The organism is Bradyrhizobium sp. CCBAU 45389 (assembly GCF_028128625.1).
Lineage (GTDB): Bacteria > Pseudomonadota > Alphaproteobacteria > Rhizobiales > Xanthobacteraceae > Bradyrhizobium > Bradyrhizobium liaoningense_B.
Genome location: NZ_LBIY01000061.1, coordinates 1 through 12692 on the forward strand (window position 1 = coordinate 1; position 12692 = coordinate 12692).

Genomic DNA, 12692 nt, shown 5'->3' on the forward strand with positions numbered 1-12692 from the left:
TTGCGCCTATTGTTGGTCTCGCTCTGGCGCTCGCTCAACTGTCTAGCTCAGCTCAATCCGGCTTCTTAACGGTCGACTCGTTAAAGTGCTGGTCAAGAAAGCTGACGTTTCATCGAAATGACTTTGGCTACCCTACAGGACATGAATTGCCGGAGAGCTGCCTAGTCGAACTCCTTCGCCGCTGATGTTCACGAGTTTAAGTCAGGCCTTGTTGACCAGACCGTCGCCGAAGACCGGGGCTGACCGCCTTTGTCCCCGAGAGAGTCGTTCGGCACTCAACCCTCCCACTCTAGAAGCGCGCGTATGCGTGCAGCGATCCGCCGCGCGTCCTTCGGCCTAAGATTGGGCTTCACGCTGTCGAGGATGCCTAACACTGCCCGAGCCTCCTCGGCATCAAATGTCGCGACTTGGCGATCTGCCAGGCTCAAAGACTGATCGGCCGCCCGGGCCTGATTGGCTGCAAGCACCTCAAGCGCTTGCGACCGTAGGGCCGTGATGTGCCGCTCGAATATATGCATCCTTTGGCCCCATGGTTGGGAGTTAGCGGCCACGTGGATCGGCGCTCAATCTGAGAGAAGAAGAAGCGCTGTCCCTACCACGAGCGCCGCTAACTCCACCGCCAGCTTCGGGGAGGGAAGAAGGCTGGCGGTAGGATACATCCACCGCAAAAAGCCGTGGCACAACTACCAGAACTGGTTGCCGCATCACAGTCACGGTCGCCTGGCAATGGGGGCGCGACTCGGCGCCGAGAAGGATGCAGGGCACCTACTAGGATTGGTCGGCACGCTAACCCACGGCCGAGGTCTACACTGAGGCTCTTTTTTTCTTGCAGATGGGAGAGACCCGAGTGACCAGCCGCATACGAATTCAATGCATCAACAAGACTGACAGGCAGAACCCTCACGAGCGAATCAAAAACGTTGGCGGAGTAAACCCGGACGGGTCTAGGTGGAAGCAAGCCGTCGATCACACGATCAAAGAAATCGAAAACGGTGTATGGGAGTTCTATGTCGAGGAAAAGCGCACGGCCGATGTGATCGTGGCCGTCCACAACGGGCACAAGTACATCAAGACGAAGGCCGACGGCATTCAACCGGACAATTTTCTTTCACTCCCTGAGTGCCCCTGATTGCTGCAAGGATTAAGCTTATTGGCGATCCGGCTGATCAGTAGTATAATTTTGATAGAGCGCCTCCCGAGAGTCACTTGAAAAGGTTGGACGTGTACGCTGCTATCTGCCAGCCTTCCGTTCTGAGGCCAGCCAGTCTGCGAGCGGATCGCTCGATGCGGTCTCCCCGGTAGGCAGACCGGAAGCCCGGTCAAGATACCAGTCGATTGCCTTGCGATCCCAACGCTGAGTGCCGGGGATAGCCTCCGGCACCAAGCCCTTCTTAATCCACGTATTGAAAGCGTCCTTGGAGCAGCCGCAGTAGGCTGCCGCGTCGGCCTTAGTGAGGCCCCGAGGTGCGATCTGATCGGCGCGTAGTATCCGCTCCGAACGTCTCAGCTCTGCGGGCGAAGGTTTGTCACGCTGATGATCACCGTCCATTTGGACCTATGGTAGAAGTTAGCGGCAACGTGACTCGGCGCCCGAGCTGGAGTTAGAGGCGCTGTCCCTACCACGCCCCGCCAACTTCAACATGGCCAGCCTCAAGCGACTGAAGCTGACGGCGGAAAGTATCGTCCGGAAAGCCCGTGGCGCAACTACCAGGACTGGTTGCTGCCTCACGGGGCTTGACGATCAGCCTCGGATCGCAGGCAGTGCGGGCGCGACTCGGCGCCAGGTCAGGATAAGAATCGGGCGTTGTCCCTACCGCGCCCGCGCTGCAATTGAGATTAGCGGTGACGTGACTCGGCGCTCTAGCCCCTCGCGTACACCGGGGCACGCGCTGTCCCTGCCACGCGCCGCTAAGCTCAATGGCTGAGTATTCGGGCTAGCTTTCCAAAAGCTGTCAAAGATCCGCGCGGAAAATTTACAAACGAAAAGCGGCCCGCTTGGGCCGTTCAAAGCTCAATCTGTTGTGGGCAATCATGCAGCCACGCAAAGACGCTCGCTAGACTGTAAGGCCGTGCGACTTCATGGCCGTCAAGCTTAAGGGGGTGATCTTCGATAAGATAGAATTGCCCATCGGCTGTTCTGACCATCCGATCTCTTAGCTCAAACCACACGCCCGTCGGCCACCTTTTGTAGGATACTCGCGTCGCGAAATTGACCGCTTCAGCAATGTCCCGCGCTCGCAAATGCCTTAAAGGCTTAGCCTTTGGTGCCATGATTTCCTCGTCGGCTCAAAAGCCGCGCGGATGCGACTCGGCGCCTTTATCGGCTGGGGGGCTTAGATAGAGGCGCTATCCCTGCCGCATCCGCACTGCCCCGTGAAGTTAGCCCCTCGGATCATAAAGGCTAACCCACACCCTGCTTTCCCGTGAACCTTTACCCGCTGGGAGCTGAAGTGCGGTTTAGCGAGAAAGCCGCCGTGCGTGGCCTACCTAAATTGATAGGCCAGACTGAGCCGACTTAACGCCGCTCAGCCTGTCAGTATTTCAGCCTCGGTCTTTTGCAGAACGATCAGGCCGCAGACAAAAGGCGTTCGGCCCGCTTACGATCAGCGGCAGCCGCATCACGACGACGGGCCGGATTGGCGCTCAGCCAATCTATTGCACGCTTACGGCTGATTGGCGTCACGATTTCAGGCACTCCCGGCCCCCACGTCTCTTCGACCAAATAGACTCGCCCGCCCGACCAACCGATTTGTTCGGCCTAGAAGGGTCTTAGTGTTGTTTGAGAGTGTAGGGGCGCCGGCGCGTGCGGGAGGCCCATCTATATTGGTCCCAAAGCCGTTGAGCTATGCTCTGGTGCGTGAAGACGCGTTCCCCGCTCTTTTCGATCACCAGCTCGCGAGTAAGCCACTCTAAACGCAGCTCGGCCTCCAACGGGCATTTGCCGTCACAGATACGCGAGCACGCATGATATCGCGCGCGATGTTCCGCCAGTTGAACCCGCCTTGACGCGGCCGAGGCTCGTCTTCGACGAAAGCGCCCGCGTCGGGCCATGCGAGTAAGATCGCAGCTATGTCCTCAGCGGCAATAGCCGGTCGTTCCGCCTTCAATGCGTTCACGAGCCCAAACCGAGAGTCGCTATAGTCACCGCGATCAATCGCGTCTCGCAGCTTGGGGGACTGTGCGACTAGCGTTTCGATGTCGAGCCGCCCTTCGACGGATCAAGCAAGTCCTCACCTTCCGGCAAATCAGCCGCACGCAGCGCCTCGGTGAGCGCGCCTTCATCGGCCACGCTAGTTGTTTGGTTGGTCCGCGCGCCTATCGCATCCCGCACGAATTGAGGGATGGCGGGCAACGTGCGCGCCTTATACGCCTTGGTCAGTGCAGCCGTGTCAGAACGCTTGCCGTATGTCTTCCCGTCGTGAATACGCGTCACGCCCGGCGCCACAACGTACCCGCCAACTCCCTTAACGTCGGTCTCGCAGTCCCGCTTCAGCTTACCGGCGCTGCACCCTAGCCTGTCGGGATTAGAGAAATAGAGATGCCGCCCGCCGCCTTGGGTCCGCACGGCGACGGTTTTCTTGGGCAACTCACCGTTTCGTTCGACGAATAAGTCGAACAGCCTCACTCCATCGCGATGCTCGCCATTGCGCTCTTTCAGGTCGTTGTCTACCACTACAAGGCCGCTCGGCCCGCAAGCGATGGCCGGGAGGACATCAGGCTTCTCGCTCATCAAGCGCCGTACCGGCGCCCGGTTAGTTGTCGCACCGATAGCGAACGGCTCAAATCCGTGTTTGTCAAAGAACGCGCGACGCTTCGCTTCCCGCTCTTCCGCGGGAATTTGTGTGTCGAACTGACCGTGCGCGAGCGTCAACGGGACCTTGCTCTCCCCGTCGACAAAAAGGATCGCAATGCCTGCGTTCACAAGCTCAATCGCGATGCTCCTATTGTCGCGACGCGCCCCGTCTACTCGCGCCCACTCGCGTTTCCAGTCGCGCACTTCCGCGTCGAGCGGTTTAGTCATTGCTGTAAGCCCTTCCGGTAATCGTTAGCTGGGCAGCAACCTCATTGTCGAGCTGTTCGACATCCCGCATTCTCTGGTCCACCGCCGCCTTGACATCTTCAAACGAAAATCCGTAACCGGCGGCCTCTATCTCAACCTTCAGGTCGTTCTTCGTGTCCTGATACTCTGCCTTCTGATCGGCAAAGATCTGCTCCACGTTAAACAGTCTCTCGATATAGCGCTTCAGCGCTTCAGCGCCTCGCGACTCGCGATATGTGCGTTCGCCTTCTTGCTTTTTTCTGATTCCTCGAATATAAATTCGACCTCAGAGGGGGCCTTCCTGATTCGAGAATCGCCAGCACTACCTTCCCGTGCTGGTCAATAAATAGCTTCCCGTCGCTACCCTGAATCGCGGGAGCGATCAGCGTTCGTCCGATATGGTCGACCCCCTTGAAGTGGGCGGTGGCTGTGCCGGATCGCGTGTGCGTCATGATTGCTAGTCCTCTTGGGGTTTACGCTGCGGCCTTGGCGGCAGCGCGTTTGTGGCTATGGGTAGCGTGCGCCGTGGCCGCACGCTTTGCGGTTTTCGTTTTGGTCGGTAAAACGATCTAATTGATCAGCTTTGTTAGCTCGGCCTTCGACTGGCCGACGCGCCCATCCAGTTCATCAGCTCTGGCCGAAACCAGTAGAGCAACAAGACGCTGAGCCTGATTGGGGTCGAGTCTGCCGAGCAGATCGCGGTTCGCCTCATCATTACGGCCCAACTCGTCGAGTGCCCTCAAAACGCCGCGCGTAAGCGGTCGAATACGCCTGGACTTCGCTTCGGCATTGGCATCGTTGATACCCGCGTCAATGAATCGATTCTCAATTGCGTGCAGTAGTGCATGCTGGGCATCTGACTTCAGTGCGGCGATAGCGTGAGCGGAGGTTGCGCCGTCGAACAGCGATCCCACCTCAATTTCTCGGAGGTCCGGTTTGGTTCGGCCGCGACGCTGCTTTGTGCTGAGCGACTGACCGACCTCACGCTGAGCGGCTTGCAGCTCTGCTCGACCTCGGGCGATCAACACACGGGCCTGCTCGACGCTCACACCTGCGGCCTTAGCGATCTGATCGCGCGCATCGGTGAAGCCTAATGATCTCAAGCTAGCATCTGCCCAAGCAGCCAGGATCGGCCGCTCAAGCTTCGAGGCTCGCTGCAAGCGCTTCAGACACTCGCGCGCGATATGCTCACGAGTCGCCGCTGTGGCTCTGGACTGCAAAGCGGCCTCGATCAACCGCCGACGAGCGCGAAGCTCCGAAAGTTGTAAACGGTGGACGTGCCTCTCGGGGCCGAACAATTCCACATCGTCACCATCGAACGCACTGCGTGCGTCGACGATGGATGTGAGCTTCGACTCGCCTAGTTCGTTTGGAAGCGGGTCGAACGGCACCTCTTTTTGTACGTGATCCCCCTTTGCGTTCACGAAGCCCGGAGGCTGCATGGGGATGCCGGTAAGGCGGTCGGCTTCGGCCTCTGCGGCGGCGCATTCGGCCGGAGTTAGCGCGAGTAATTTGGACATGTTTGGAGCAGATAGGGTTAGGCGGCGCTTTGGGCGCTCGAAATGAAAGCCTCTACGGCCTGGGCGATGGTGGTCTCACGCCATGCGCGACGCCTACCGTGCTGGAGATCAGGCTTCGGAAGCCGACCAGCTGCTTAGGTAGAATTCAAACGACGACGCGCCGCATCCCCCGAGCGCGTCTCGGAAAAATTCAGCGGACTGGAAACGGTATTGATTGGGGTAGTCGGCCGCGAACTGAATAGGGTTGGCGGGCCGGGTATCGTGATGGCGGATTGCGCCCATGGCGAAGTCTCCGTGAACGAGTGAACGTTGTGGTGGACTCCGCGCCGCAGCTCGGATTTGTGGGTGCCGCGAAACCGCAGGATTACCTGCAAATGCCCCCTTCGGGGACACCGACCGTTTTTCTGCGGTCTAGGAAGATCGGCTCGGCTCGCCGGTCCCTGCCATCCGCCTTGCGTCCAAGTTCGGCGGTTCACTTCAAGGTGCTTCATCAATATAACGCACAACTAACGTAAGCGGTCCCAAGCGGCTCTCAAGACTTTTCGTTTTTTTCGCTGCCTTTTTTTTCTGAGCGTACCCTCCCCCTCAAGCGCCCTTTACGCCCCTAGACATGACCTGCCACCGAAGTTTCATCCAGCCGCAGTTAGAGTGTAACCGGCATGAGGCCCCCACCTAGCCACCCCTCGGCTTGCGCGCGATACAGCCTGGCATGAGCGGATCGGTGGAGGTGGAACGATGGCAAATGGCATGCTTGATGCCAGGCAGGAAGATGACTCCTATCGTCGCGTCGAGGTGATCACTGGGGAGCGCCGACGGCGTCGGTGGACGGGCAAGGAGAAGGCCCGGATCGTGGCGGAGAGCTTTGGGGAGGGTGCGAACATCTCCGAGGTTGCGCGGCGCAATGGCGTTTCGCGGGGGCTGCTTACGGTGTGGCGACGCCAAGTTGCGGCGGCGGTGGTGGGCAAGGCGTCGAACTTCGTGCCAATCCAAATTGGTGCCGAGAGCGGTAGCGGGACAGCCGGCGAGCCCGAGCGTATTTCGCGGCTACAGACGAAGCCTTTGGAGATCGCCGCGCCGCCGGCCAAGGTTTGCGGGGTTGTCGAGATCGAGGTGAACGGGGCGCGCATCCGGGTCGAGCCGGGCGTGGAGCTGGCGACGCTGTCGACCGTGCTGGCGGCGCTTCGGGGCATCCGGTGATTGCGCTACGCTCTGACCTCAAAGTGGTGCTGGCGACACAGCCGGTCGATTTCCGCAAGTCGGTGCATACGCTGTCCGCACTGGTGAGCGAAGCGCTGCGTGCGAACCCGTATTGTGGCGACGTCTTCGTGTTCCGCAGCAAACGCATGGACAGAGTGAAGCTTCTGGCGTGGGACGGCAGCGGCATGGTGCTGGTGACGAAGTGGTTGCACCAGGGGCACTTCACTTGGCCGCCGATCCGCGACGGCGTGGTGCATCTCAGTGCGACGCAGCTCGCGATGCGGACGCGCGTCTCACCCAAGCCTGTGAAGCAGCCGGCCGTTGTCGGCTGAGAGGAGAGGATTTCGCTGGAGCCTGTGGCGCGCGGATGTATGGTCCGTTCATGGTGATTCGCCCGGACGTTCTCCCGACTGATCCAGCCGCTCTAACCGAGATGGTGCTGGCGCTTGACGCCGAGAACGAGAAGCTGCGTGTTGCGATGCAGACGCTCAAGGAGATGATCTTCGGGAAGCGCTCGGAACGGCTTGCCACGCTCCTGGCCGAGCAACTTGCGCTTGAGCTTGACGATCTTGAGACAAGTGTCACGCCGCTTGCAGCTGCCAACGACGATGTGCCTGCGGCGAAGCCGGCCGATAAGCCGCGCAAGAAGGCGCGCCGCAACATCGGCGCGTTGCCCAAGCATCTGCCGCGCTGTGAGCAAGTCCTGGAGCCGGAGGTGACGGCCTGCCCGTGCTGCCAGGGCCAGCTTCACAAGATCGGCGAGGACGTCAGCGAGGTGTTGGACGTGATCCCGGCGATCCTGCGCGTGCTGCGCACGATCCGTCCCAAATACGGCTGCCGCGGCTGCACTGATGGCGTGGTCCAGGCGAAAGTGCTGCCGCGCCTGATTGAAGGCGGCATGGCGTCGACGGCCCTCGTGACCCACGTGGTGGTCTCGAAGTTCGCCTGGTATTTGCCGCTGTTCCGGCAGGTTCAGGTCCTGGCCGGCCAGGGCATCCATCTTGACCGCGCGACACTCGCCGGTTGGGTCAAACGTGCCGCGTGGTGGCTCAGGAGCCTTTATGAGCTGCAGCTGCGGATGATTCAGGCCGCGCCGCGCGTGTTCTGCGACGAGACGCCGATGCCGGTGCTCGATCCCGGACGACATCGCTCCCGCATCTGCCAGTTCTGGGCGCATGCTATGGATGACCAGCCATGGGGTGGCCCCTCGCCGCCGGCGGTTGCCTACGTATTCGCCGACGGCCGTGGCACCGAGGAGATCGCCGGACAGTTGACGGGCTTTTCCGGCATTCTGCAGGTGGACGGTTATGCCGCCTACAAGGCGCTGGCCCGCGGTCATGGCGGCGCGATCCAGCTCGCCTTTTGTCTCGCTCATGCCCGACGCAAATTCGTCGAGGTGTACAAGACCACGCAGTCGCCATTCGCGCGCGAGGTGATTGAACGGCTGCAGGCGGTCTATGCGATCGAGGCAGAGATCCGCGGCAGTAGTGCGGAGCAGCGGCTGGCCGCCCGCCGCACCAGGAGCGCACCGTTGATGGCGGCGCTCAATGCGCGACTGACCGAGATCGTCGGCCAGCTGTTCTCCCAATCGAAGCTGACAGAGGCGATCAACTATGCGCTCAATCACTGGGACGGACTGACGCTGTTTCTCCGCGACGGCCGCGTCGAGGTCGACTCCAACACAGTCGAGCGTTCCATGCGCCCGATTGCCATGGGAAGACGCAACTCCTTGTTCAGCGGCAGCGAAGGCGGCGCCGAGAGCTGGGCCATCCTGGCGTCGATCGTGAAGACCGCAAAGCTCCATGAGCTCGATCCGCAGGCCTATCTGACCGACGTGCTGGAGCGCATCGTCTCCGGGCGAACCAAGAGCCATCAACTGCACGAGCTGCTCGCCTGGCACTGGAAGGCGGCGCGCCAGCGCACCGCACAGGCCGCTGCGTGAGCCCACGTCGCCATAAAGCATCGTCATCGATGGCCGCCGCCGCGATGCCACTTGCGGAACTCGAGCGATGGCTGCAGGCTCGCGTCGATCAGCATCCTGCCGCCACCAATCTCCCCATGCTCGACGGCTACGTCGCCGCAATCGTGGCCGGACCGGTGTCGATGAGCCCACTCGACTGGATCTGCCCGCTGCTCGCCATTGATGCCGATGCCTTCAACCACGGCGGCACCCCGGAGTTTGCAGCCTTATCGGCCGTCGCGCTGTGCCACAACGATATCAGCAACACCCTCTCGACCGCACCCGACAGGTTCGCGCCGATGCACCGGCGCAAACCCAGTGGAGACGTCGATCCGCGACCATGGTGCCAAGGCTTCTATGCCGCGATGCGGCTCAAGCTATCGGCGTGGGCGCCGTTGCTGGACGCCAGCAACGTCAATCACGGCCTACTTCTGCCCATCCTGCTGCACTGTCGCGACGATCAGGGCCGTCCGCTGCTTGGACCACCACGAAGCGGCCGCGAGACCAAGAACTTTCTGCGTAACGCCCACGCCGATATTCCGGCGGCGGTCGAGGCCTTGCGGCAATACTGGATGCCGATCCGCTACGCCCGCGCTCGCTGATCACCGGACGTGGGAACTCATACCGGTTACGTTAGAGTCCCGTTGGGTATTGCAGCGAGACCGAACTTTGGACCACCCAGAACTAGAGTTTTGCGCCGTGATCACGTTGGCGGGCTGGTCGCGCCGAGGTGGGTTTGCAGCAAAATCGGCGGTCGATTGCCGATCGCCCCATGGGGCCGTTCTTCGTTGTACAACAAGACTCAAGAACGCCCACAAAACCGTTCTTCGCGAGGTTCTTTATCGATTTCATCCTTGGTTTGGTCGCCGAGTTTGCGTTCATGGAACGGTCGGGAAGGCTGATGATGTCGCTTTCCGCTGCTCTCTGGATGGATCGCAAGCGGATCGATGGTTGGAGGTTCCAGAATGGATGTTCGATCGGGCAGCATGCCCTGACGCCGAGCTTTTGGCAGCTCAGCCGTTTGTCAGCATCGATGCACTTGCGGCGCTCTCTACGCTTCTCGATCTGGCGTTGAAGGATCGAACGCCATTAGCTGCCCTGCTTTCTGGCGCATCCAGAGCCTCTCACGACCAGAATCGGGGAGAGACTCATGTCACGGCAGACGGCAGTGCCAGCGAGCGGATACCGACACAATCGACAACCGCGGCCGCAGCAGCAGATGGATCTGTTCGGGAGTGGCCTATCGAACGGCGCCATCGGCGCGCCCACATGGCTGGATCTGCCCGCAGAAGCGCGGGCAGCGCTCACGAGCCTGATGACGCAGTTGATCCTCGACCATGCAGCGATGACAGCGACGCCGCCCGCGAAGGAGGTCGATCATGATCTCTGACAAGGTCAGGCCTCATCATCTGGAGCGCAAGGCGATTCTTTACGTGCGTCAGTCTTCGGCCCATCAGGTGTTGCACAATCGCGAGAGCAGCGCGCTCCAATACGCCATGCGAGATCGGCTGACGGCACTCGGGTGGTCAGAGATTGAAGTGATCGATGATGATCTCGGTCGTTCAGCCGCCGGCGGCATACAACGCGCCGGATTCGAGCGAATGGTGGCGGAGGTCTGCCTCGGCAAGGTTGGTGCGGTTTGCGCCCGCGAGGTCTCGCGCTTCGCCCGCAACAGCCGGGATTGGCAGCAACTCATCGAGATGTGCCGCGTGGTCGATACCGTTCTGGTCGATCAAGAGACCGTCTATGCGCCAAGGCACGGCAACGACCGCCTGCTGCTCGGGCTCAAGGGCAGCCTCAACGAGTACGAGCTGGATCTGTTGCGCCAGCGCTCGCTCTCGGCCCGGTACGAGAAGGCGCGCCGGGGCGAGTTGGTTGTGACAGCGCCGGTCGGCTTCGTGAAGGCCGGCGACCGTTATGAGAAAGATCCGGATCGGCGCGTCCAGGAAGCGATCAAGCTGGTGTTCGACAAGGTCGAGGAACTGGGCAGCGCGCGACAGGCGCTCTGCTGGCTCCACGAGTACAATCTCGATCTGCCGGTGAAGCAGACCAACGGCGACACGGCCTGGCGGCGACCAAACTACTCTGCCATCCACCGGATCATTGAGAACCCGGTCTACGGCGGCGCCTATGCCTATGGTAAGACAGCTGTGGCGGCGGGATACAGCACCGCGGGCGTGAGCGCGAAGATCCGTCGCAAGGCGCGGAACGAATGGCTGACGCTGAAGCCCAACACTCACGAAGGTTATGTGAGCTGGGAGAAGTTCGAGGCGATTCGCACCATGATCAGCAGCAATGTTCCCACCAGTCGGCATCACGGCGCGCCCAAGCATGGTGACGCGCTGCTGGCCGGTCTGATCCGCTGCAAGCGCTGCGGTCGCAAGCTCACACTCCGGTACTCCGGCATGGAAAACCATATCCCGCGCTACAGCTGCAGCCGCGCCTGGATGGACAATGGCGGGGCCCACTGCATCGCCTTCGGCGGACTGCGCGTCGATGACGCCATCGAGGAAGCACTGCTTGGAGTCGTCGGTCCGGGCGCTGTCGCTGCCGCAACCGCTGCCGCCAAGGGGGCCAGGGAACGGCGCGATCAGGTACGCGATGCCCTCACTCGCGACCTCGAAGCGGCGCGCTATGCCGCCGACAGGGCTTTCCGGCAATACGATGCCGCTGATCCCGCGAACCGGCTGGTGGCCGGTGAGCTGGAAGCCCGCTGGAACAGAGCGCTCGCTCACGCGGCGGAGGTTGAGGCCAAGATCGCCATGCATGATGCGGCGATGCCCGCCCGCCTTGCTGATCCAGCCTCGCTCGGCGTTCTGGCCTCGAACCTCAAAACGGTCTGGGATGCGCCGACGACGGATGCTCGCCTCAAGAAGCGCATTGTGCGCACCCTCATCCATGAGGTCGTGGCCGATATCGACGACCCTGCCTCGGAGATCATTCTCGTGGTCCATTGGGTGGGGGGCGCCCACAGCGAGTTGCGCTTGCCGAAGCGCCGGCGCGGACAGCGCAACAGCACCTCTGCCGATATCGTCCAGGCCGTGCGTCAACTGGTGCTGATCGCCAGCGACGATCTGATTGCCGGCCTCCTCAATCGCAACGGCCTCAAGACCGGTAACGGCAATCGCTGGACCCGCGAGCGCGTCACATCAATGCGCTCGAACTTCCAAATCCCGGTGTTCAAGCCCGCCGAGGACGGGATCGAGCCATGGCTCAACCTTGGCAACGCCGCAAAGCTCCTGAAGATCGCGCCCAAGACGCTCCGACTGGCCGCTGAAGCCGGCGAGATCGAATCCATCCATCCTCTGCCGGATGGTCCTTGGATCCTCGCCCGCACCTGGCTGATAACAACTGCTGCTCAATCTATCGCCGAACGAGCGCGACAGAACCCAAAATACCCCGCGAGATCGCATCCCGCTCAACAAAATCTCTTCTCTTCAATCACATAGCCAGATGGGTGTTCTGATGCGCAGTTGTAGTATCTGCGCCAAGTCTCCACTTTTTGCTGGGCGTCCGCAAGAGACAGGAACCAGTGGGCGTTGAGGCATTCGGCCCGGAAGCGGCCGTTGAAAGCCTCGATGTACGCGTTATCCGGCATGATGTAGCCGGTGTCCCGTGTTTCCAGACTCGATCTAGCCCATTAGCGTAGACCGATCCGGGCCTCGGGGCACCGGGAGCACGCAAGTGCGGGCAGGCCGTCGCACTGACATGAACTGCGAGTTCGAGGTCGTTATCTGGCCGCCCCTGCGACTAGCCCGGATGCGCTGCGAGCGCGGATCCGTAATTGTCGTGTTGCCCGCAGCTCCCTTTCGCACTGACCATGGAGGGAGAGATGCGCATCATTGGCATGGACATCCATCGCGTGGCGGCCGAGGCCGTGGCGCTGCTCGAGGGACATCTAACGAAGCTCGGCCGCATTCCCATGACTCGTGACAGCTTGGAGGCTTTCGCCAGGAAGGAACTCACCCATGATGGT

13 protein-coding genes and 2 pseudogenes are annotated in these 12692 nt (G+C 61.1%); 10 read left to right on the forward strand and 5 right to left on the reverse strand.

Going from position 1 to position 12692, the window contains the following annotated elements; translation table 11 throughout:
* A partial coding sequence (locus XH79_RS07490; RefSeq protein ID WP_271581240.1) for a hypothetical protein occupies nucleotides 1–185 on the forward strand: 185 nt, incomplete at its 5' end.
* Between the two features lie 662 nt (nucleotides 186–847).
* Nucleotides 848–1129, forward strand: coding sequence for a DUF3892 domain-containing protein (locus tag XH79_RS07495; RefSeq protein WP_271581241.1), 282 nt, complete (start codon nucleotides 848–850; stop codon nucleotides 1127–1129).
* A 2055-nt stretch (nucleotides 1130–3184) separates the two neighbouring features.
* Here XH79_RS07495 and XH79_RS07500 read toward each other — a convergent pair.
* The 4 genes from XH79_RS07500 to XH79_RS07515 all read right to left on the reverse strand — a co-directional run bounded on the left by XH79_RS07500 (nucleotide 3185) and on the right by XH79_RS07515 (nucleotide 5841).
* The gene (locus tag XH79_RS07500) at nucleotides 3185–4021 is read right to left on the reverse strand and encodes a bifunctional DNA primase/polymerase (RefSeq protein WP_271581242.1); all 837 of its coding nucleotides are present in this window, start codon (nucleotides 4019–4021) and stop codon (nucleotides 3185–3187) included.
* On the reverse strand, nucleotides 4014–4217 hold the full coding sequence (locus XH79_RS07505; protein ID WP_271581243.1) for a hypothetical protein: 204 nt from the start codon (nucleotides 4215–4217) through the stop codon (nucleotides 4014–4016). Before XH79_RS07505 ends, XH79_RS07500 begins: the two co-directional genes overlap by 8 nt.
* Before the next feature lie 391 nt (nucleotides 4218–4608).
* Nucleotides 4609–5559: a hypothetical protein gene (locus XH79_RS07510; protein WP_271581244.1), complete on the reverse strand. Its 951-nt coding sequence runs from the start codon at nucleotides 5557–5559 to the stop codon at nucleotides 4609–4611.
* Between the two features lie 108 nt (nucleotides 5560–5667).
* Nucleotides 5668–5841 carry a hypothetical protein gene (locus XH79_RS07515; protein WP_271581245.1) on the reverse strand — a complete coding sequence of 58 codons (174 nt, stop codon included), beginning with the start codon at nucleotides 5839–5841 and terminating at the stop codon, nucleotides 5668–5670.
* A gap of 453 nt (nucleotides 5842–6294) precedes the next feature.
* On the opposite strand from XH79_RS07515, the gene tnpA reads away from it, so the two are divergent.
* The 7 genes from tnpA (at nucleotide 6295) to XH79_RS07550 (ending at nucleotide 12165) form a co-directional block, all read left to right on the forward strand.
* A complete protein-coding gene (tnpA, locus tag XH79_RS07520; protein WP_271581246.1) occupies nucleotides 6295–6756 on the forward strand; it encodes an IS66-like element accessory protein TnpA in 462 nt (153 codons plus the stop codon).
* Nucleotides 6753–7088, forward strand: coding sequence for an IS66 family insertion sequence element accessory protein TnpB (gene tnpB, locus XH79_RS07525; protein WP_271581247.1), 336 nt, complete (start codon nucleotides 6753–6755; stop codon nucleotides 7086–7088). The genes tnpA and tnpB overlap by 4 nt, the downstream gene beginning before the upstream one ends.
* Nucleotides 7089–7138: 50 nt before the next feature.
* The gene (tnpC, locus tag XH79_RS07530) at nucleotides 7139–8698 is read left to right on the forward strand and encodes an IS66 family transposase (protein WP_271581250.1); all 1560 of its coding nucleotides are present in this window, start codon (nucleotides 7139–7141) and stop codon (nucleotides 8696–8698) included.
* A 29-nt stretch (nucleotides 8699–8727) separates the two neighbouring features.
* The gene (locus XH79_RS07535; protein ID WP_271581248.1) at nucleotides 8728–9318 is read left to right on the forward strand and encodes a UPF0149 family protein; all 591 of its coding nucleotides are present in this window, start codon (nucleotides 8728–8730) and stop codon (nucleotides 9316–9318) included.
* A 170-nt stretch (nucleotides 9319–9488) separates the two neighbouring features.
* Nucleotides 9489–9791: a hypothetical protein gene (locus XH79_RS07540; protein WP_271581251.1), complete on the forward strand. Its 303-nt coding sequence runs from the start codon at nucleotides 9489–9491 to the stop codon at nucleotides 9789–9791.
* 75 nt (nucleotides 9792–9866) lie between these two features.
* Nucleotides 9867–10106 (forward strand): hypothetical protein, encoded by a 240-nt coding sequence (locus XH79_RS07545; RefSeq protein ID WP_041482974.1) that lies wholly within the window; start codon nucleotides 9867–9869, stop codon nucleotides 10104–10106.
* The gene (locus tag XH79_RS07550; RefSeq protein ID WP_271581249.1) at nucleotides 10096–12165 is read left to right on the forward strand and encodes a recombinase family protein; all 2070 of its coding nucleotides are present in this window, start codon (nucleotides 10096–10098) and stop codon (nucleotides 12163–12165) included. Before XH79_RS07545 ends, XH79_RS07550 begins: the two co-directional genes overlap by 11 nt.
* Here XH79_RS07550 and XH79_RS07555 read toward each other — a convergent pair.
* Nucleotides 12135–12308: pseudogene (locus XH79_RS07555) on the reverse strand (integrase core domain-containing protein); the annotation flags it as partial. The gene XH79_RS07550 and the pseudogene XH79_RS07555 sit on opposite strands and share 31 nt — an antisense overlap.
* A 240-nt stretch (nucleotides 12309–12548) precedes the next feature.
* Between XH79_RS07555 and XH79_RS07560 the strand changes: the two are divergent.
* Nucleotides 12549–12692: pseudogene (locus XH79_RS07560) on the forward strand (IS110 family transposase); the annotation flags it as partial.